21 protein-coding genes are annotated in these 22,214 nt (G+C 32.8%); 2 read left to right on the top strand and 19 right to left on the bottom strand.

From position 1 onward, the window contains the following. The first annotated feature begins 162 nt into the window (after positions 1–162). Together BLW23_RS15680 and BLW23_RS15675 are read left to right on the top strand one after the other, a co-directional pair. Positions 163–1,422 (top strand): C1 family peptidase, encoded by a 1,260-nt coding sequence (locus BLW23_RS15680; protein WP_093671506.1) that lies wholly within the window; start codon positions 163–165, stop codon positions 1,420–1,422. 243 nt (positions 1,423–1,665) lie between these two features. After that, positions 1,666–2,484, top strand: coding sequence for an amidohydrolase (locus tag BLW23_RS15675; protein WP_093671504.1), 819 nt, complete (start codon positions 1,666–1,668; stop codon positions 2,482–2,484). A 234-nt stretch (positions 2,485–2,718) separates the two neighbouring features. Here the strand turns inward: BLW23_RS15675 and BLW23_RS15670 are convergent, their stop codons facing one another. From BLW23_RS15670 to BLW23_RS15580, 19 genes are all read right to left on the bottom strand, one after another. After that, a complete protein-coding gene (locus tag BLW23_RS15670) occupies positions 2,719–3,816 on the bottom strand; it encodes an NAD(P)/FAD-dependent oxidoreductase (RefSeq protein WP_093671502.1) in 1,098 nt (365 codons plus the stop codon). Positions 3,817–3,822: 6 nt separating this feature from the next. Beyond that, positions 3,823–5,757 (bottom strand): LodA/GoxA family CTQ-dependent oxidase, encoded by a 1,935-nt coding sequence (locus BLW23_RS15665; RefSeq protein ID WP_176829848.1) that lies wholly within the window; start codon positions 5,755–5,757, stop codon positions 3,823–3,825. Between the two features lie 472 nt (positions 5,758–6,229). Further along, the gene (locus BLW23_RS15660) at positions 6,230–6,748 is read right to left on the bottom strand and encodes a GNAT family N-acetyltransferase (RefSeq protein WP_093671500.1); all 519 of its coding nucleotides are present in this window, start codon (positions 6,746–6,748) and stop codon (positions 6,230–6,232) included. 171 nt (positions 6,749–6,919) lie between these two features. Further along, entirely contained in the window at positions 6,920–7,111 is a 192-nt protein-coding gene (locus tag BLW23_RS15655) for a hypothetical protein (RefSeq protein WP_093671498.1), read from the bottom strand. A 119-nt stretch (positions 7,112–7,230) separates the two neighbouring features. Next, positions 7,231–7,641, bottom strand: a complete 411-nt coding sequence (locus tag BLW23_RS15650; protein WP_176829847.1) for a nuclear transport factor 2 family protein — start codon at positions 7,639–7,641, stop codon at positions 7,231–7,233. A gap of 11 nt (positions 7,642–7,652) precedes the next feature. Beyond that, on the bottom strand, positions 7,653–8,177 hold the full coding sequence (locus BLW23_RS15645) for a TetR/AcrR family transcriptional regulator (RefSeq protein ID WP_093671494.1): 525 nt from the start codon (positions 8,175–8,177) through the stop codon (positions 7,653–7,655). Between the two features lie 96 nt (positions 8,178–8,273). After that, positions 8,274–9,038, bottom strand: coding sequence for a type I methionyl aminopeptidase (gene map, locus BLW23_RS15640; RefSeq protein WP_093671492.1), 765 nt, complete (start codon positions 9,036–9,038; stop codon positions 8,274–8,276). A 203-nt stretch (positions 9,039–9,241) separates the two neighbouring features. Then, positions 9,242–9,523 (bottom strand): hypothetical protein, encoded by a 282-nt coding sequence (locus BLW23_RS15635; RefSeq protein ID WP_143032200.1) that lies wholly within the window; start codon positions 9,521–9,523, stop codon positions 9,242–9,244. Between the two features lie 142 nt (positions 9,524–9,665). Further along, positions 9,666–11,420 carry a CocE/NonD family hydrolase gene (locus BLW23_RS15630; protein ID WP_176829846.1) on the bottom strand — a complete coding sequence of 585 codons (1,755 nt, stop codon included), beginning with the start codon at positions 11,418–11,420 and terminating at the stop codon, positions 9,666–9,668. A 35-nt stretch (positions 11,421–11,455) separates the two neighbouring features. Continuing rightward, positions 11,456–11,983: a ClbS/DfsB family four-helix bundle protein gene (locus tag BLW23_RS15625; protein WP_093671485.1), complete on the bottom strand. Its 528-nt coding sequence runs from the start codon at positions 11,981–11,983 to the stop codon at positions 11,456–11,458. A gap of 11 nt (positions 11,984–11,994) precedes the next feature. Continuing rightward, positions 11,995–13,230, bottom strand: a complete 1,236-nt coding sequence (locus tag BLW23_RS15620) for an NAD(P)/FAD-dependent oxidoreductase (RefSeq protein ID WP_093671483.1) — start codon at positions 13,228–13,230, stop codon at positions 11,995–11,997. Positions 13,231–13,374: 144 nt separating this feature from the next. After that, positions 13,375–13,704, bottom strand: a complete 330-nt coding sequence (locus BLW23_RS15615; RefSeq protein ID WP_093671481.1) for a gamma-glutamylcyclotransferase family protein — start codon at positions 13,702–13,704, stop codon at positions 13,375–13,377. 32 nt (positions 13,705–13,736) lie between these two features. Further along, complete coding sequence (locus tag BLW23_RS15610) at positions 13,737–14,039, bottom strand: antibiotic biosynthesis monooxygenase family protein (protein WP_093671479.1); 303 nt, start codon at positions 14,037–14,039, stop codon at positions 13,737–13,739. Further along, positions 14,036–14,371 carry an avidin-fold protein gene (locus BLW23_RS15605; protein WP_093671477.1) on the bottom strand — a complete coding sequence of 112 codons (336 nt, stop codon included), beginning with the start codon at positions 14,369–14,371 and terminating at the stop codon, positions 14,036–14,038. The genes BLW23_RS15610 and BLW23_RS15605 overlap by 4 nt, the downstream gene beginning before the upstream one ends. A gap of 88 nt (positions 14,372–14,459) precedes the next feature. Further along, positions 14,460–16,040, bottom strand: coding sequence for an NADP-dependent glyceraldehyde-3-phosphate dehydrogenase (locus tag BLW23_RS15600; protein ID WP_093671475.1), 1,581 nt, complete (start codon positions 16,038–16,040; stop codon positions 14,460–14,462). 931 nt (positions 16,041–16,971) lie between these two features. Then, positions 16,972–17,952: an acyl-ACP desaturase gene (locus tag BLW23_RS15595; RefSeq protein WP_093671473.1), complete on the bottom strand. Its 981-nt coding sequence runs from the start codon at positions 17,950–17,952 to the stop codon at positions 16,972–16,974. A gap of 178 nt (positions 17,953–18,130) precedes the next feature. Further along, positions 18,131–18,859, bottom strand: a complete 729-nt coding sequence (locus tag BLW23_RS15590) for a lysophospholipid acyltransferase family protein (RefSeq protein ID WP_093671471.1) — start codon at positions 18,857–18,859, stop codon at positions 18,131–18,133. A gap of 170 nt (positions 18,860–19,029) precedes the next feature. Next, entirely contained in the window at positions 19,030–19,452 is a 423-nt protein-coding gene (locus BLW23_RS15585; protein ID WP_093671469.1) for a hypothetical protein, read from the bottom strand. Between the two features lie 131 nt (positions 19,453–19,583). Continuing rightward, positions 19,584–22,118, bottom strand: a complete 2,535-nt coding sequence (locus BLW23_RS15580) for a TonB-dependent receptor (RefSeq protein ID WP_093671467.1) — start codon at positions 22,116–22,118, stop codon at positions 19,584–19,586. Positions 22,119–22,214 lie beyond the last annotated feature (96 nt).

The following is a 22,214-nucleotide window of genomic DNA, read 5'->3' as shown; positions in this document are numbered from 1 at the left end:
TAATATTTTTCAATAAAAAACACTTATTACAAAGACTTTATATTAAGTTTTAATAGAAAACGCCTTAAAAATCAGACATACGAGGAGTTTTCATTCTTTTTTAAAAAAAGGAAAAAGTTAAGATGAGTTCATCAATTAAAAACATTTCAAACAAACTATCACATGAAAAATACACTTACTTTTATTGCCTTTCTATTTTCATATTTTGCCTTTGGGCAGTTGGATAAGCCACCTCATGAAATTTCTCTACCTATAGCTTCTTATAATCTTCCTTGTGAATTTTCTTGGAAAAAGGTGTATACCACTTATGGAACTCGAAATTTTACAACCCCTCAACGTAATCAACCTTTTCAAGGCCCTTGTCTGTCTTTTGCTTTTAATGCCGCGATTGAAACGATGTATAAGATTGAGTTTAATACCTCATCCCAAATTTTGTTATCAGATGCTTATACAGACATGAAGGTTTTTGTCGGTGAAATGCCTGCTTTTAAAACTGTTTTAGAGTCGGGCTTTAGAATTCCAAAAAGGTCTCCTTTTCAGAGCATCTATTTACCCAACGTTAACTCATGGCTAAGCACGAAATATAACGGTTTTCGTATGAAAGCTTTAAACTGTATTAATGTTGATCGTAACTTCAGGGTAGAACCAATTGATACCGATCCAGGTCAATATGAAATCTTAGATGCTTGTGGAACATCTATTCACGAACAAGACAATTTAGCCGCCTTAGAGGTTATTCCTATCAATCAATTGAATTCAGTTGATCAACTGAAAAATATTATACTGACTAAAGGTCCTGTGGTGATCAAAGTAAATAATGTCGCTTCAGAATCGGGTTTTACTCTTCAAGAATTCAAAACCTATAGTAATTCTGATGTTAGCCCACTTTCTTATCACGCTTATTTAATGATCGGCTGGAAAAATGGTCAAGGAAACACTACTGAATGGATTTTTAAAGATAGCTGGCCAATAGCTAGCGGAAAACAATTAAACAATACTAAATTTTTAAACTTGCTTTCTTCAGGCACTATTGAATTGAGCAGAGTTGAACATATATTAAAAAACGGTGCTACTTCCCAAGTTGATGATTTTACAGTAAACGCTTCTTTACAATGTGTTGCCCCCCAAGAAACGTTAGAACTTTTTTCTATTGGCACATTGCTCCATCATGCTTGGATCGGACCTCACTTATACTCTAAGGTATTTGTGCACTCTAATATTCAAGCTGATGAATGGGAATGGAATATTTCAAATGTGTATATGACTTCTCCTACCAATACTTCTACGATGTCAAGTGTACTGATTAGTCCTACTTCAAGTGGCTTGGTTACCATTAAAGTTCGAGCAAGAAAAGGAGGTTATTGGACCCCATGGAAGCAGAAGGTTATACATATATCAAACGGTAGTGGAGGAATGCATTAACAACTTCATAAAACCAACAAAATTCAAATATTTTGTCTTTTGTTGGTTTTCATAATGAGTAGTACAACTAAAAAAACAGGTTAAAACATCATTAACTTTAGAAGAATATTACTGTTTTACAACCACTTATCGTATTTATTCGACCATTTATTAACAATAATTGTTTGTTTTGTCGAAAAGGTTTCTTACATTTATCATTCATAATAGCTTACACCACTTTTTGATTGACAATTATATAATATTATGACTGCAAAATTAAATGTAGCCTTAATGCAAATCGATTTATTTTGGGAGGATAGACAATCGAACTTGCATGCTATTAGAGAAAAGGTGTATTCTTTACCAGAACATATTGACTTAATTATTTTACCCGAAATGTTTACTACAGGTTTCACTATGGATCCCGCAAAAAATGCGGAAAGCATGAGTGGTGAAACGGTTACTTGGATGCGTAAGCTGGCTAAAGAAAGAAATACCGCCATTACGGGAAGTGTGGTAATCAAAGAAATTTCAAAAAACCTAAAAGAAACTCGTTATTATAACAGGTTACTGTTTGCCCATCCTAACGGAAATATTGAACATTACGACAAAAAGCATACATTTACACTTGCTGGAGAACACGAGGTATATACTGCTGGTAAAGAGCGTATTTTAGTTCAATATAAAGGCTGGAAAATTTGCCCATTGATTTGTTATGATTTACGTTTCCCTGTTTGGGCTCGTAATACTGACGATTATGACTTATTATTTTATGTCGCAAATTGGCCAGAGTCAAGAATTAGTGCTTGGGATGCCTTATTAAAATCAAGAGCTATTGAAAATATGAGCTATACTATTGGTGTAAACCGTGTAGGTAGAGATGCAAATGATCATAATTATGTAGGGCATTCTGCTTGTTTTGATGCTCTAGGAAACTGCCTATCGAAAGATATTAACGGAAAAGAAAGTACCTTAATCGTTACTCTTGAAAAAGAAACTCAAGATCTTTTAAGGAAAAAGTTTAATTTTTTAGCCGATAGAGATGGTTTTCGGCTCTCCGGCATCAATGGCATCATGATATAAATTAGATTTTTAAAGAACGCACGTGAACAATACATTTCCCTATACTTTGATAAACTCACTAATATGTTATAGCAATTGGATTTTGAAATGAGGTTTAGATATCTCCTGACCATTCGTATAGTTAAAAGGAGTATTCCTTAAACATTAGGTCTCTTATATTGTTTCGAGATGGTAGCAGAGTTAAACAGAATATTTCAATTGCCTTTAATAAAACCATCTAATATTTATCAATAACTAAACTAACGAAACCTGTTTTAACCTGTTTTTCCAATAAAAACTTTTAGGCCATCGTTGCTCCATATTGTATTGATGTTCAAGTTTGTTTAAGTAAGATTTGGCGCCGTTTTCAATAATATATCGATAGGTAATAAAAGCATCCTCTTCATCTTTAAGTCTAGCAGCAATGGCGTGTCCACCATAGAAACCTGAGGCCAATGCCGATGTAATTCCATAGGAAGAAATAGGATCATAAGAAAAAGCAGCATCACCTACAGCTAGCCAATTTTCCCCAAAAGGTTTTTCTAAACAACTGGTGCCACTTGCCATAATTTTATAATCATTAAATTCTATATCAGTGGGCTGGATAATTGTTTTTATATCTTGTGTTTTTTGAAGTTCCTTTGTTAAAAACGTGAACATTTCCTTCCTAGAAGGCAACAGGTCTTTTAAGGTGAAAAACATACAATTTACTTCATTAGTTGCTTTAGGTGATAAATACCACCAACCATTCTCCGTGGCTTCAATCCATATCTGTCGAGGTATTTTTTTTGCTGTTTGATGCCAAAAAGAAACCGTAAACTGGGTATCTAAATTATGCTTTAAAACACCTAAATGTCGGCATACAGAAGCTTTTCTACCCGTGGCATCAATTATAAATTTTGCTTTTAAATGCAAGCTTTCGGTATCTTTTTGAATCAATGCTTCTACAAATTGCTCATGATTATATACTTTTTTGAGTTGATAACCTTGATAAAAATCGGTTCGGTTCTTTTTAACTAAACCTCTTAACTGATTTTCAAAATGTAGTCGATCTAGCAGAAAACCCGATCCATATACTCCTTCTATGAACTCTTTTTGGTGTACTTCGTTTGTTCCCCAGATACTTTTATTTCCATAATAAGGAATGTGTTCGGGGCTAATTAACAAATGTAAAATGCCTAACTGCTTTAACAAGGGCTTAGCATTGGGAGGTAAAGAATCTCCTAATTTTAATACTGAATTAGTGTTGGCATCAACAATGCAATGCGGAATGTTGTAAGTTGATAACGTTAAGGAAGAAGCAAGTCCCGCTGGACCTGCTCCTACTATAATTACTTGATAAGAATTTTGCATAGTAAATTACATTTCATCACGCTTGAACGTAGTTCCTGCAGCAGTTCTTCGCGATTTTAAAACATCTTTTTTCGCTGCTAAAAGCTCCGTTTTTTCTAGCAATTCATCTTTACTACGTTCTTCTTGCTCTCTTGCTCCTAGTATTACTTCTTCAACATATTCTACTTGCTCAAAACTTGCGTCTACTGCAGGCAGAGGTCTTCCAGATTCTACCCATGCATATTTTGGCAACAACTCTGAATCACCAGGAACATTGTCTTCATGACGCGCAATTATTCCTAAATTATGCCATTGCCTAGTCATTTTATCAATTTTCTTAAAGTATTGTGTTCCTAAATCTCGCAGCCAATCTTGACGATAATCGAAATGTTTTAAACGTTGCCCAATATTCACGCTATCATCCTTTAACCGTTCAAAACCATCTTCACTTAATACCTGATTTGGAACTCTCGCTGCCCAGAACGATGGCAATGGTAAATAGGTTGATGGATTGTATCCAGATAAGCAACTTGCTTCATCAGTTTGCCAAGGTACACCCAACCATCTTGTTAAAGCTCCTGGTCCACTTTTAGATAAAGGACCGTCTTCACTTAATGCGATTTGGGGTGATAATAAAGGTCCAAAAGCTAATCTTGTATCTTTATTTTTAGCAACAACTTTTAATCGATATGGTGCCGACCACATCAGTTTTACTCGCATTGGCCAAGTCAATTCAATCCCAGGATGAAATGGCCCTCCTAAGCATTCCTCTAAAGGGGCTTGATTTAGTGCATTTAGTTGTTCTTCTAAACTAAGTTCATCGAACGCTTTTTTAGGTTGTAATTGTCCTGTGGTAAATTCGCCTTCAGCCCATTTTTGTAATCGGTTAAATTGTGTTTGAGTAATTGGTAAATCAACAATCGAAAGTCCTTCATATTCCCCAAACCCATCACCATAAAATGGTGGTACTTGTTGTGGTTTATAGGCTTCGGAGCTTGGGTCTCTAAACCATTCAAACACTTTTTGACGGACTTCTTGCGAACTCTGATCAGGAGATGCTAGCATTGCTACAAACTCTGGATTAGTAAAATCTGATGGTGAATTGTGTCCAAAAAGCATGGCAAATCCTTCATTTACCCATTGTGTATTTGTCATTCTTTCCAACATTGGGTAAATATGTTCGTAAAATACCACTCCGTTTGCGGCTGGATCGGGATACTCCATTTCACGAATAAATAAATCTTGAACTACATCATTCATGGTAACAACACCGAAAAGTCCTGGTCCAAAATTAGGAGGAGTTACTGCTACCATTGCTGGCGTTGCTTCTAAGGGTATATTATTAACTTCAACCGTTGCTCTAATAACACCGTCGCAAGTATCATCATGCCACCCAACATTATTCGCAAATGTTGTTGGTGGTATATTATCTTTCGATTGCGCATCTCCATTACCTGGCACAAAAATTACTCTTCCTTGGGCATCAGTTTCTATATTACCAAGGTTCACCTTTGTTCCGTAGAATTCGCCATCATCAAAATTATAGTTTTCACCAGACAAATTGGTTCCTGAAATTTCAATCGGACTTGGCTTAATGGCCAATTTCTCTCTGTGTTTTTCATTAATATTTCTATACTCAGATGGAATTCCTGCCTTGGGTAAATCTAAAGCATTATTAAACTCATACCAAGCTGCTTTTATATTCGCTACATGTACGTGCCATTTAATATTTGCTTCCTTTTCTGTGAGTTCTCCTAAAACATTGTTATTACTGTCAAAAGCATAGATTTTAAATTTTACCGCCTGCTTTTTAATTCGCCCTTCATTATCTTTATATCCTTCCGTCGGTTGAGGCTCAACTCCTGGAACTTCCGACGCTAAAAAATATTCTGGTGAATTTCCTATTCGAGCAATTCCGATAGGTGGGTAAATTGAAACATGACTGATTTTACTTATATCCATTAGTTTTTTAGTTTTGAGTGGTTATTAATAGTAAATCGATTTTTACGATTTTACCAAACTTAAAAACTATCCATCAATTTTCCTTATGGAATTCCGTAAACAAAAGATTTATTTCAAAGATGTAGTTAAAAGAGAATAAAGAATTAACAGATCACTTCAATACACAAGTTTCATTCCTAATGTAGAAAAACTTTAATACCAAACTCCGTTATAACTCTGCACAAATACTTGTCGATTCGCCCCTTTTTCTAGATTGAAAAACAATTCGGTAGAGAAGACTATATAAGGGTTTTATGGCTTTGAAAAAAACCAGGTCGCGTTAATCTTAAAATTTATTTAGTATATGTTTTTTTAGACATTTCAGACACGTCTAAATAACCGTTAGATTACCCAACACCAATTAGAGTTATTTTTATGAAGTCATAACAAAATAAAAAACACATCGATACTCTTCGCTATGGAGGTTCATGTTTTAAACTACGCGTGGATTTAATTTATAAAACCGATGTTCGTCATACACTTTTTCATTTTTTATTACAGCATGCTTAAACACCCCTTCCTTTTCAAATCCATTTTTCTCAAGAGCCTTCATTGAGCCAATATTAAAGGCAAATACTCCCGCATAAATTCTTCGTAAATCAAGTTTACTAAAACCAATCTCTATCATTAATTTAATGGCTTGAGTCATGATTCCTTTTCCCCAAAAAGGTTCGCCGAGCCAATACCCCAATTCTGCTGAATTTGTATAAATATCTTTTTGTAAGGTTAAGCCAATAACACCAGAGAGCTTACCATTATATTCGATTACGAAGTTCTGTAAAAGATCTTCTTTATGAATCATATTAATAAAATCCTTTGCATCTTTTTCAGTATAAGGAAAAGGAATATAATTTCTTAAATGATCCCAAATATTCTTATTGTTTAACAACACGGTAATCTCAGCAGCATCGGATATTTGTAATGGTCTTAAAAGTATGCTTTGACTTTTCAATTCTTTTAAATTTGATTAGAACTATTTGTTAGTAATGGTGTTATACATAAATAATCATAAAATGCTACATAAACAGTTATGTAGCATACTACTTATTATATAACTTAAAGCGATATTAACATTACAAATGCTGCAATCCAAGAGATTTTCAGCTATCTTTTTTTATTAGATTCAATATAAATTCATTCTAGAGTTTCTCTTCTTTTCTCTAGAAATTTTATCAAGTTTTTTCAGTTGTGTTTCTTCTTGAAATGTTTTCGCTTTTCTATTTCCTTTTTTCTCCCCTCCATATAAACGATGCTTATTTTTTTCAGCATTGATTTGATCGTCCTTACCAAAGGTATGTAGTTTTAATTCTTCCATAAGATTCAATTTAATCAGTAAAACAATTTATACCAAACCGACATAAAAACAGTTATATGTTTTAAAGTTATTTGGTATTATGGACACAAAATTAAATAAATCTAATGATTTTTTCAAGTCTAAAATTGCCTTTCAGATTCTTGAATCTCTAAATCATTAATACTGGCATATCTTTTTTTCATCAACCCATTTTCATCAAACTCCCAGTTTTCATTACCATAAGATCTAAACCATATTCCCTCTTTAGTTTGGTATTCATATTCGAACCTCACTGCAATTCTATCTTCCGTATGTGCCCAATATTCTTTCTTCAATTTATAGTGAAGCTCTTTTTGCCATTTATTCGTAAGAAAATCAACAATCTCTTTTCGTCCATTTACGAATGTATCTCTATTTCTCCATTCGCTGTTTTCTGAATACGCCAATGAAACTTTTTCGGGATTCTGAGAGTTCCAGGCATCTTCTGCCAATTGAATTTTTTGTTTGGCTGTTTCTAGGGTGAACGGTGGTAGTGGATATTTTTTTTCCATTATATTATTGGTTAAAGTAGTGTTTTTATAATTTTTTTTGATTTCTCAACGATCTCATTAGATTTGAATAATTGGCTTTCGATAATTGAACTTTCAAAAAGCATATATACATGTGTTGCTAAAAGTTCTTCTTCAATTAACTCTTGAAAAAATTGTCTTAAATCATTTTTATGAACCTGAATCACAGACCGAATACTCTTTTGCTCTTCAGATATTTCAGAAAGGATATTTAAAAAACTGCAACCTCTAAAATTTTCATTTTTATTCATAATCATAATAAAATCGAAAGCGGCTAGTGTCTTTTCCTTTAAACTAGTAAACTGTGATGTAAAATTTGAAAATTCAGAAAACCAAAAATTGTGCCTTCTATTAAGAAACTCAACGCATAGTAAATCCTTAGACTCAAAATGTTGATAGAAGGTAGATTTTGCAACTTTTGCTTCTTTAATAATTTGATTAATTCCGGTACTATTGTATCCTTGATGATGAATTAAATAGGAAGCAGTTTCCAAAATTCTTTCTCTTGAGAGACTCATATTATTTCTTTTTACAAATTTAAACAATATAATTAAAACAGACAAGTCTGTCTTGATTAATCGAATGGCGTATCTCGACCATTCAATTAATTATACTTACGCCCAAATTTCATTTGATTTCGTTAAAATAACAGGAGTATTATCGGTTATTAATATAGTTTGTTCATGTTGCGTTACATAACCTCCTTTGTTTCCTACTAAAGTCCAGCCGTCTTTAAGCTCGATTGCCAAGGTAGATTTTGTAGCTATAAATGTTTCAATAGCTACTGTTGTATTTTTCTTAAACCTTTCTTTATTCCATTTAACACGGTAATTTAAAATATCTTCTGGCTCTTCATGTAAACTTCGTCCGACACCATGACCCGCAAGATTTTTAATTACTTTGTAACCATGTTTTTTCGCCTCTGTTTCAATTAAATAACCAATATCAGAGATTTTTACACCTCCTTTAATATTCGATATCGCTTTCTTTAAAATGTTTTTAGAAGCGGATACCAAAGGTTGATGATTATGAATATCGTTTCCTAATACAAACGAGCCACCATTATCAGACCAAAAGCCATTTAATTCGGCGGACACATCAATATTCATTAAATCTCCTTCCTTTAAAATTTTCTTTTCTGAGGGTATTCCGTGTGCTGCTTCCTTATTTACACTAATACATGTATGTCCAGGAAAGCCATATGTTTTATTGGGAGCCGATTTTGCTCCATAACTTTCGAGTAATGCTCCACCAAAATCATCTAGTTCTTTCGTAGACATTCCTATTTCTGCAAACTCTCTCATCTGTTTTAAAGTAATAGCTACTATTTCACTGATAGCTTTCATTCCGATAAGTTCGGACTCTTTTGTAATCGACATTTCGTTAATTTTAAATGTAAGGTAGCCTTAAAACATGTGAGTTTTTAGTTAAAAAATAATTTTAACAATTTTCTATGAATAGTCCCTTCCAAGAATATATGTTTTAAAAACATATTTTCAAGGCAGAAATACTTGTACCCATTCTTGGGTTTCTGAACCTTCAAGCGTTCCGTTTTGCCATAAAGGATAGGCAACAAAATTAGTCAAAGGCATTTGTAGAGTATCAGGAACAGCATAATTGGCAGCATTTTTAAACTACGAAATATTCCAATTCCTGATAGTGTTATATAAGTCGTAATAGCGCACCAAGCAACTGCTATTTCAGGATTCCATTCTCCTTCATGTATTAAGAGTTCTGTCCAGCCATATCCATAACCTTTTAAAAGACCTCCAAAACCACCATACTCTACATTTTTTAATAAAGCAGGAGTCCACATTTCTTCACTACTTTTTCTTGATATAAATTCACCTTCTTGTAAAGTCAACACCTATTTTTCAAGGGCATTCACTGTTGAAAAAACTCGAGCATTTCTATAATAAACTCTCCAAAACAAGTAACATTCTATATTAAGAAGTCCAAACAGATAATGTTCCTTGGACTTCACAGTTTCTAATTGTTAAATAACATTATTCCTTTTTTATTGGTAGAATAATTCTACTTGGGTATTTTTTGTTGTGGTATAGTTTTATGGTTGCTTTTTTAGCTTTATCAATTGTTTGATATGAAGGAGATTCCTCATAATTAAAGTTTCTTTGAGTGTAAGGAGAATCAATAAATGAAAAAACTAATCTTATGCGACTTCCTTTTTTAAGTACTCTGCTAAAAAAGTTCTCTCCACTAAAAAGATATTTTAACACTTTATTTTTTTCTACTTTTTTCGGAGAACTCAATCCATTTCTATAACTGGCTCTAATATAATCGCTTTGAAGAAATAGCGACTTATTCTCTTTTGTTATTTCATATGCGTCAAACTTCAAATCAACATCTTCAACATCTATTGAAATAAAAGTCTCCAATGCTATTTTACCATTTATAATAATATCTTCTTTAAGAGGCTCTGAATGGTATATTAATACTTCTAAATTATTAACTATACTTTGAGTTCGATAATATTCATTATCGCTGTTAATATTCGTGGGATTAGTAAGCCCTCTATTTAATTTTGGATTATCAATAATTACATCGGGAGTATTATCTTCTTTTAATGGTTGTTCTTTTAATTCTCCAGAATTAAAAACATTTTTTGCTGTAGTATTTAAAGAACTCAGGTATAATGATTTTTTTTCATTAGAAACCGCTTCTATTTTGCTAGCATATTTCCATTCATTCGTTCCCATTTCATAATACATTACCCTATCTTTTAACAATTTTGGTTTTTCTTTTTTCTTCAAAGTCCAATCGAACCAATTAAGGTACAATTCATTCATGTCAACTACAGCATTCTTTCCAAACTTAAACCCACCTAGCTCACTCTTTGGTCTTCTGGTTCCTCCATGACTCCATGGCCCTATAATTAAGTAATGATTTTTTTTTGCATCAGTATTCCCTTCATTCATATGTCCTTTATAATATAACAAAGCACCTGGTTGGTCACTATCAAAGTGTCCAGTAATTGATAATATTGGAATGTTAATTCTTTGATTTTCTTCTGGTGTTAAATAAAATTGCTTCCAATAATCATCATGACTAGGGTGTCTTAGCCATTTTTGGAAGGTTTTATTAGGCAAACCAATCACACTATCGAGCTTGTTAAATGGAATTCCTTCTTTATACAATTTTTCGAATTTATTTGACCAATAGGAACCGCCAAAGATTTTGTTATTATTTGTTTTGCCACTAGTGAAAGTAAGCCATCTAATAGAATATGGGTAAAATATATTATTGTATTTAGGAAAATCTCTTCCGGGCCCAACGGAAGCAATAGGTATAATTGACTTTAAATTCTTTGGAAAATATTTCAATGTTAACCATTGATTCATTCCCCTATAGGATCCTCCAAACATTCCAACTTTTCCGTTACACCATTCTTGTTTCGCAATCCAATTAACAATATCAAAACCATCTTTTCCATCATTTTCAAAAGGGACAAAATTTCCTTCTGAGTTACCTCTACCTCTGCTATCAACCGTTATGAAAACGTATCCATTCATTGCAAAAAACAACCCTCTGGAATGATTTTCATTCGAAACATATGGAGTTATCACAAGTACTACAGGGTATTTTTTTGTAATATCGAATGGTTTGTAAATATTAGAAGATAAATGAACTCCATCTGACATCTTAATTTTTTGATGAAAAGAGATTTTTACATCTAACGAATCTAAGTTTTGTGACTGAGCAAAATTCATTCCCAAGAATATTGCAAAAAAAAGCTTTATCATTTTTTTCTTCATAATGCAGTAAGTTGTTTTTAAGTTTAGTGATTAACTTTATTCTTGTTTTTCAAGGTCTTTTTCCATTTTCGAACTCGATCTCTCGCGTTTTTATATGGAGACGAAGTATTGAACTGAATCATTTTCCCTTTCGTATACTTTTCATACCAAGAACGTTCATATAACTCTTCATTCGTTGCTCCTTTTACTATTTCGAGAATTTCGTTAACATGTTTTTCTAATTTTTCTAAAAGTGATTTATAACTTAGTTCTTCATAATCTTCGTAAAACTTCTGAGCTAGTTTTCCTAATTCATTCCATTTATATCCTACTTCGGGAAAATCAACCTTTTCATTATTTTCTCTTTTTCTATGCCATTTCAATACGAGTTCAGCCCAACCAATTAGATACGCAACTAAATCAGACACACTCATGTTGGTATCCTTAGCATGTCCTTCTAACTGTTTAGATTTTTCTAATTCGTTAGGAATCGTTTCTAAATCTTGTTTCAATTTAGCATACGCTTCTTCTATTGCTTGAATCAGCTCTTCTTTATTCTTTGGTACGGCCATTTATTTCACTTTCAAAAATTCTTCTCTTTTAACTTAAAGAGGTTAGTGTATTTGGTATTTATCTGTTTCCTTAAAATTCTTTTGGCAGCATGTTCTCCCATCGCTGGTCCATGCTTAAATCCATGTCCAGAACCTGCGCCTACAATCCATGTATTTTCTGAAGCAGGTAATTTATCAATAATAAAATTACCATCCGTTGAATACGTTACTTGACAAACGCGACTTTCAACAATAGGTTGATCTTTTAAAGCTGGAAAACGATGCTTTACAAAATCATGAGTTCTTTTGACTTGATAGTGGTTAATCAAACGTTCGTCAGTATCTGGATCAAAAGTATTATGATCAGGATAAATAGCTACTTTAAAGCCTCTCTCTTTAATGTTTGGAAATCCATAAAATCCACTTCCATATACGCTCCATTCTGGTATATTCGGATATGTAAATTGACTATTTCCTGCAGGTGTACCAACAAACAACACATCCCTTCTTTCTACTTTTAACTTTGGCAACAACAATCCAGGAAATACCTTCGATAGCCAAGAGCCACATGCAAATACATAGTGTTGGGATTTTAATACTTCATTTCCTATATCAATTCCCTGGACTCTTCCGTTTTTAATTACTGGAATTCCTTTAGCGATTTTTAGTTTCCCTCCGTTTTTCTCAAACTCCTTCGCTACCGTTTGTATTCCTTTTCTTGCTAGGAAAGTGCTTCCCGATGCACCGCCTCCATTATACATGGCTGTTGCAATGCCTTCAGAATTTATTTGCGGCCAACGATATCGGATTTCATCCTGACTTAATACTTCTGTATTATTGATTCCTTGCCTTTCTAGTTGTTTTTGTCTTTTTAATGCTTGATGCTCATGCGCTATGTTACTAGACATGGCTAATCTCCCTGTAGATAGCACTATTTGTTCGCCTGAGATTTCCTCTATGTTTTTCCATAGTTGATAGGATCGTAAAGCGCTTTCAATATAAGTATCGTTATCATTATCTGCTTGAATCAATCGTGTTTCACCTCCTGAGCTAGCTCTTGAGTTTCCTGGTCCGTATGCATCCAGTAATGTAACTTTCGCTCCCATTTGATTTAAGTGATACGCCGTCCACACACCGAAAGTTCCTGCTCCAACTACAATAATTTCAGTAGAGTTGGTTGTTTCAACTATTTTCTTTTGGGAAAAACTCGTTAAAGAAACCCCTAGTGCTCCCATTCCTGAGAGTTGGAGAAATTTTCTTCTTTTCATGATGTTAGTAGTAATAGTTTGGTTTTATACTCTCAAACCTAACTAATTAAAATTATTCTCTCACATAATTCGATAAAAACTCAGTAATTTTAACACTTCTTTTAGATTCTATAAACTCTTGTTTTACAGCAACATTTGGATACTTTAGCTTTCAATAACATATACGAATGACTCAATAGTTTCATTACTATCTTCAATAATAACTTTGGTTTTTACTCTTTCATACTCCTCTCCTTCAAAATTATCTAGCTCCTGCCAATACACTTCCAATTGTTCTGAATAAAACACGTAACCATATACCTTTCCTTCTTTTTCATCTAATCGAATACCTGGATATCCTACTAAGGCTCCCCATCCTTCTTCATATAGCTTTCCATGAACATAACCTTTCTTCCAACTTCCTCCTATATTTTTTAAAATATGTTCATTCGGTTTTCCCGGCCCTAAGGTTCCATAAACAAATAGTTTTTCCATAAGTTATTAAATTACCGTTATAAATTTACTAGCTATTTCATGTTTTGAAAAACAGTTTCATAATGCTCAACTATAGGAAAAGGATCATAATAATGATGTAATAATTCCTTCCACTTAAGGTATTCTTTCGATTTTCTAAATCCTATTTCATGGCTTTCAATATCCTTCCAATTCACAAGTAAAATATATTGATTTTTTGTCTCTACACACTTCTTCAAACTATGGTTCAAATAACCCTTTATAGCACTAATATATCGACTCGCAATTTTAAAATCTTGTTCAAAATTGCCTTCTTCACCTTGCCTCACATTTAAAATAGCCACTTCCAAAATCATATTTCTTCTACTATTGATTGTCCTTTAGATTTATCTCCAGAAGTCCATTCCCAAGACTCATATAACCTTATCTTTCCATTTGCCATCAATTCTGGTTTTGAAAAACATATCCCTGTCATTAACTCTCCCTTCAAATTTATCTGATGATATCGCATTTCAATATTACCCTCTTCATCCACTAAACCAATCAAATGACCTTCTTTAATTTCACCTCCGCTATAATTGGAGGTAAGAATATTCTCTTTTTGACAATACAAAAATATTGTCTCTTCCGACGTTTCAGAATTCTTTGAGCTGGAAATAGTCCTAAATTTTCTATTATTGTAATTCATAAAATACTATTGAAAAAAATAAATTCGTTTAAACTTTATAGCAATCTATAAAACCTAAACGAATTCATTCCTAATTTTATTTAAAATCCTAAAGAATATAATCTGTATTTATGAAATTGCTTTTCTTACTATCTAGAAGTTCCTGTAAAATTTCATTATTGTAGTCGTTTTCTTTTGATGCTACAAATGTTCTAATTGAAAACGATCGTAAAGCATCGTGAATACTCAACGTTCCAACGGCAGAGTCTTTTCTTCCTGTAAATGGGAAAACATCGGGTCCTCTTTGACAAGAGCTATTTAAATTTACCCTACAAACTAGGTTAATTAAAACATCTATTAACGGCGCCAAGGTATTAGTGTCTTTTCCAAACAAACTGACCTGTTGTCCATAGTCAGAAGCTGCCATATCATCTAAAGGTTCTTGTATATCTTTAAAAGTCATAATAGGTACAACAGGACCAAACTGCTCTTCATGATATACTCTCATTTTTTTATTTACCGGAAACAACACTGCTGGGAAAATATAATTATCACTGCGCGCTCCTCCTTTTTTATTTAAAATACCAGCCCCATTTTCTTTGGCATCATCTATTAACTCTTGAATATAATCGGGTTTATTAGGTTCTGGTAGTGGAGTTAAAAAAACGTTATCATCCCAAGGGTTTCCGAATTTTAACTGATCTACTTTTTCTGAGAACTTTTTATTGAACTCATCAGCAATAGATTCGTGTACATATATAATTTTTAATGCAGTGCATCGCTGTCCATTAAAAGATAATGATCCTGAAATACATTCGGATACCGCTAAATCTAAATTAGCATCTGGTAGTACTATTGCTGGGTTTTTCGCTTCTAAACCAAGGATTAATCGTAGTTTATTTTTACCTGGGTGTAGGTCTTGTAAAGCAATAGCCGACTTACTATTTCCTATTAGCGACAAAACTGTAACCAAACCTGTTTTCATTATGGGTGATGCTACTTCTCTTCCTCTTCCATATAGAATATTGATTACTCCTTTTGGAAAGGCGCTTTGAAATGCTTTCAACAGTGGAGATAAAAGTAACACTCCGAATTTCGCTGGCTTAAACACCACTGTATTCCCCATTATCAGGGCAGGAATTAATAAAGTAAAAGTTTCATTTAATGGATAATTGTAAGGACCTAAACACAAAACAACTCCTAAAGGACTTCGCTTTATCATGGCATTTATTCCTTGTACTTTGGTAAAGCGAGCCCCTTCATGATTGAGTTCTTTATAATCTTCAATAGTATCATAAATATACTTAACAGTTCTATCAAACTCTTTTTCACTATCTGCTTTTGTTTTCCCTATTTCCCACATCAATAGTTTTACCACATCCTCTCGTGCTTCTTTCATAAGAGTTACAAAATTCTCCATACATTGAATACGGTCTTGGACTTTCATCGTTGGCCAGATTCCTTGTCCGTTTTTAAAAGCACTATCAGAAGACGATAAGGCCTCTAAAGCTTCTTTCTCTCCCATATAAGGAATTGAGCCAATTAAAGTATGCTTATATTCATTTGTACTAGAAATAGTCGAAAAAACTTCCGTTGTTTTTCCTTCCCATGTTTTAAGCTTACCATCCAATAAGTACTCTCTTTGATGAATAGGTTGATTTATCTCTAAATGTTTTGGAATTGCATTCATAAGTATTGTCTTTAGTTTGTTTTCAGAAATTTCCCCATATAAAACTCTTACTTTTAAACCTAATAAACAACTAGTTACACTAGTTTTAAGGGTAAATTATTAAATACTTACTTTCACCATTAAAACCATATTTTTGCAATCGTTTTCGAAAAAAATATGATTATTATTCTCCTATAAAACTAAAAATTCTGCAATAGCAAAAACTTGTTTTTTTAAGGTTTTTATGTATTTTTAACTAACAAAAACCGACGACTACAGGAGTTAAACATAAAAAAAAGTGGTTTTTTGTAAAAATATCACAATCAAAAAAATGTATTTTAATATATTTATAGTGAGTTAATTAATTTACCACTATCACATAAATGAGTGTAAAAAATTCACATCGTATCGCTTTTATTCTCCTTGGTATTCCTTTGCTAGTTTACCCTTTTCTCTTTTTAATGAATATCATATCTTTTGCTGCGCATGAATGTGCACATCAAAATCATTTTCACAATGTAATTTTTAAATTATTCTTTTGGAGTAGTACATTATACCCTATTTCATACTTAATAGCCCTGTTATTATATATTTTCAAGAAGATAAAATATATTTTTTACGTTCCACTTATACATTTATTTTTTATAACAGTTTGTTTCCTTTATTGGGTGTGTTAGGCTAAATGAAAACCAAGAGTTTCTTAATACTTTCTTAAAACGATCGATTAATTTGTTAAAAAGCTATGCATTTACGGGACTCCGTAAAATTAGTTGTTCAACTCTAACTAGCTTTGAATCGAATCCCCTAAGGCTGGCTAATGACCAACCATTTAATTAATCAAGGTTAGTGTATTTTCTTAGAAAGTTTAGATTAAGTAGAGTAAAATACACAGTAAATTACAAGCAACCAAGTAATTTAAAAAAAGGCAACCATTTACTGGTTGCCTATTTTTTTATGCTGGAATCATCCATTTAAAATTGAATTTGGTATCAGGTACCGAAATCCTTTCTGTAATTCTATACATACGGTCTGGTAATTTCATAAGAAAATCACGAGCTTTTTCCGCTTCTGGAGTAAGGTTAGTGATCTTGTCAATCTCCCAAAATTCATTCAGTTTCTTTATAATATCAACATAGTCGAAACCAGTATATACACCAACTCTCTGAGCTACTGTAGAGAAATCGTCGAATAAACTTCCTTTTTCTCCGAATGATTCTCTTAAATGCATTGCTGGCATTACAATTTTGTGCTTCATCATATGCTGAAAAGCTAACATCATTTCACTTGGATCAAACTTGAATATTTCCTTAACAAACTCAGAATATGCTAGATGATGACGCATTTCATCTCCTGCAATAATTCTTGACATTTTAGCCAACGCTTTATGACCTTTCTTCTTTGCTATTTTAGCCACATTTAAATGTGATATGTAAGTAGCTAATTCTTGAAATGAAGTGTATACAAAATTCTTATAAGGGTCTCTTGCTGTACCTATATCGAATCCATCCGAAATTAAATGTTGTGTTGTAATTTCAACTTCTCGCATATTTACGCGTCCTGAAAGATATAAGTACTTATTAAGTACATCTCCATGACGGTTTTCTTCTGCCGTCCAAGCTCTTACCCATTTTGCCCATCCGTTATCAGGGTGTTGCGTAACGCCATCTAAATCTAACAACCAAGATTCATAGGTTGGTAAGGCTTCTTCAGTAATAGTATCACCTACCAATACTACCCAAAAATCGTCTTCTAGTTCTTTTGATATTTCCTGAATTTCTTTAACCTCTTCTATAAAATTATCATTTTGAGAATTTGGTAAAAAATCCGTTGGCTGCCATATCTTTTCTATTGGAACTAGAAATTTGTCTACAAAACTGTCTATATTCTTTTCCAGTGTTTGCATTACTTCCTTTCTTATATTATGTATCGACATAAATTACAGGGGTTTATTTTTAGTTATTTGTTGCTTTATTCTATAAGTATAGAAGCCATACAAAACATTATGTATACTTCCTTTACTCTTTTCTCATTACATGAGAATTTATAATTCCTTCAACCTTATTTAAGGCCGTTTAAGATCGTTTTTGGTTAATGCGTAGTTCTCTCTTTATTTAGTTAACTGAAGATTTCACAGTAGTTTCAACCTTTTCTAACAACTCTTTAAATGGCAAACTATCTACCTTAATAGGTTCGTGAGTAGTTATAGTAATTGCACTTCCTATTCCCAACGGGTACTTACCGTATTTAAATACTTTCCAAGAATTATTTATCGTTAATGGAACCACATATGCCTCAGGGTTGTACTTTATTAACATTTTTAGCCCATTGGGAGCAAAGGTTTTTGGTTTTCCTGTTCTACTTCTCGTTCCTTCTGGAAATATTACTGCAGACCACTTATTTTTATGAACCCTTTTCGCAAATTTAGCCAACTCAGCCAGAGCTTGCTTTCCATCTTTTCTGTCTATTAAGGCAGCTCCACCATGTCGAAGGTTAAAGGATACACTTGGTATTCCTTTCCCTAATTCCTTTTTAGAAACAAATTTTGGCCAGTACTTTCTAAAATGCCAAATAATTGGTGGAATATCAAATAAACTTTGATGATTTGATACAAATAATAATGTGGTGTTTTCAGGTAATTTTTGACGGTTAATTACTTTTACTGGAATTGCTAAAATTAGAAGCGATTTCACCAAAAACCAGTTCATAATATTAACAACTTTTTGATGTCCTTTGCTTCCAAAAATTTTTAATCCAATCCATTGTATTGGATGAAATATTAATAATAATACATAAAACACCAATGCGAATATCGGCGACAGGAGATAACTAAATATTTTCACTTTTACTAATTGAACTTAACTCAAGTTTTACATTAAACTTATCAGAAACAACTTCATGATACTTCTTGAGTTTCGTGATTATATGCAAAAATAAAAAATCCTGCCGAGGCAGGACTATTTTTTTAGAGTAAACCCTCAATAAATAACCATTTTATAGTATCTAATTAAGATTAGAACCAATTTCTCCAAGGAATTCGAGATAATACTAAGACTAATGCTATTCCATAAAAAACAGCAAACATTTTAAATTTATCTTCACTTTTTACCTTTTTCTTGTGTTTCGACCACCCCATTGTAATTAATACAATGGCTATAACCATTGTTAACGGATGCTCAATAGCCAGTAATCTGGTTGCTGATTCTTTCATTACCTCACCACCATTTGCTTTTAAAGCCTTAAACCAAGGAGACATAAAATACCATCCTAATCCAATTAACAATTGAATATGACTAGTAATTAATGTAAACAACCCTAAACGGAATTCTTTGTGGGTAAATTCTTTTTTCTGAGTTAATCCTATTATTGCATTTACAACTGTATAAATCAATACAGCCAGTACGATATATGCCCAATAAGAGTGAATGGTTTTCATCATGCTTTTGCTAGTTTTTGTTCTTACAAATTTACTGAATTTTAGTTACTCAGTAAGTTTTATTATATAATATGAATTAAAACAAAAAACCACCTCATATGAGGTGGTTTTGAATTATATAAATATAATTTCTAGAAACTTATTTTAACAGAAGCATTCCACGTTCTTCCATAACCAAAACGAGCTCTATTACTTGTATTTAATCCTTTCCAGTTTTCAGAAGGATTTGATGAAGCTTGTGTATTACCATTAACAGACTCTAAATATAGTTCATCAAAAAGGTTATTAACATTAACTCTAAAACCAACCCCTTTAATATATGTACCCTCTTTTAAAGTAGGGTTAATTGACACTCCCAAATCGGCAATATTATATGTCGGCAACTTTAAAGGTGCTTGCGTTAAAGAACCTATTGAATGTAAATCCTTATAGAAGTTCCAGTTTGCATCGACAGATAAAATTGGAGAAAGTTTATAATCAGCGGAAACTCCAGCTGTTGTTTGCGCAGCGCCTCCAACTTCTAACCCATCCAATTGAACAGTTGTTGCAGATCCTATTTCATCTCCATCAGAATCAAAAGTCCTCTGTCTACCATCTCCGCTAAATTTCCAATCACCAATCGAAATAAATCCATTTACTTTTAAACCAGGTAAAGGTCGAGTCATCACCTCTAACTCAATACCTTTATGTATTTGTTCTACCCCTTGAGTCTGATATGACTCATAAGCTGGAGTATCAAAAATCTCTCCATTATTTGATAATAAGGTTCTGTTACCCCATTTAGTATGATAAGCATTTAAATTCATTGAAACGAACTCACTACCATACTGATAACCAAACTCAAACCCTGTTATATTTTGATTTTCTACTGCTGGGGCTATTAGGTCATTCGAATTTCTGATATTATCAAAAAGATCGTCATGAAATGGCTGCCTAGAATAATATCCTAAATTACCAAAAACTTTATGATTATCTGTAATTTCATATGACGCTCCTCCTTTTAAATTATAACCAAAATTAGATACTTTTTCAGAATCAGTAGACTCGGCAAAATTAAAGTGATCCGTTTTTACATGATCTTGATTGGATACAGATCCCTGAAAAAATCCAGAAAAACTACCTTTAGAGTATTCTAATTGTGTAAACAAACCATAATAAGTAATATCCTCTTCATAATCGTAACCCAATCTTTGATCATGTTCAGTATTTGGATTAAATAACATTCCCCAAGGATTAATTCCTCCATATGTATTCGTTATTTCATAATTTCCAGAGAATGTACTAGACTCATTAATTGATGAAATCCCTACAAATTCATTTACACCTCTAAAATGAAGTCCATTATAAGTTCTAATATCTGTTCCTATATTAAATTCTAAATTATCTGATAACTGATTTGTATAATTAGATACTAAACCATACCAATTGTGGTTATTATATGATCCCCTAGCAAATCCTACTCCATCTGAAATTCTTTCAGATGCAAAGGCTCCTCTACCTAATGACCCATATAAAACAGAAGATAATGAAGATTTTTCATTAATTGTCCAATCCCAAGATAAGTTAGCTACTGGTTTATGATAGATATTTCTTCCTCCTGGATAACGTTTACCTTCTGGTCCATTTATTAAATTAGGACTATTCACTCCTTCTTCATTCCAACTGTTAAATCTTATGCCGTTATCTAAAAATTCTTGAATTGTCCCTCTTCCCGCAGCCGCATGCCATTGAGGTGCGCCTGTTAAAAGAAAATTAAAAGTATTACTTTCATTTGGTTGATATCCTACAGAAAAGAAATAAGTCTGACCTTGTCCTGCTGTATAGTTAACATAACCATCTCCTTGCCAATGCCCTAATAAAGAAGAAAAAGACCATCCTTTTTCACTAACTCCTGTCGAATAATAAACCGTACTTTTAATATAATTATTATTAGCAAAAGTCTGTTTTACATAACCTCCCTCTCTATTATCAATAGTCTTAGTAACGATATTTACCGTACCACCTACAGATGATATAGCCAATTTTGAAGATCCTAAACCTCTCTGTACCTGAACAGCATTCGCAACATCCATGACTCCAGACCAATTTGACCAATACATTTTTCCATCTTCCATTCCATTTATTGGCTGCCCATTCAGTAAGAAAGCGGTATTCGTTTGATCAAACCCTCTTAGAAACATTTGTCCATCACCAAAACCTCCAGCTTTTATATTTTGTACTGAAGGAGTAGATTTTAAGATTTCTGGGAGATCCCAGTTTCCTGCCTTGTCCTGTATTTCAGAAGCTTTAATTGTAGAAACAGCAATCGGTGTTTTTCTTCCTTCTGCCAAATCTATCACCCCAGAACCAATTACAACCACTTCTTCAAGCAAATTGGACATTTTTAATTTAACAGTACCTAAGTCACTTGAATCATAAGATACCTCTTTTGTCTCATAACCTACAAAAGAAACCACAACTGTTCCTGAAGTTGATTTTACATTTAATTGGAATTTTCCATTGAAATCCGTTGAAGCACCATTTGTAGTCCCCTTTTCTACAACATTTGCTCCTGGTAAAGGCTCTCCGGTTTCGTCAAGCACTGTACCAGTAATTTTTGTTTGTGCAAATACTGACGCTGTTACAAAAAATAACATGGTCAGTAGCAAATTTTTAAGTTTTCTCATTGTCTAATCTAATTGTTATTAAATAGCTTGAGCAAAATTCCAACATTTACTCATTCCCAATATTAACTAAATGTTAAGTTTTTTAACATACTTTTA

Source organism: Tenacibaculum sp. MAR_2009_124 (genome assembly GCF_900105455.1).
GTDB lineage: Bacteria > Bacteroidota > Bacteroidia > Flavobacteriales > Flavobacteriaceae > Polaribacter.
The sequence above is the reverse complement of the archived record's forward strand: the minus strand, read 5'-3'. Positions and strand labels throughout refer to the sequence as shown.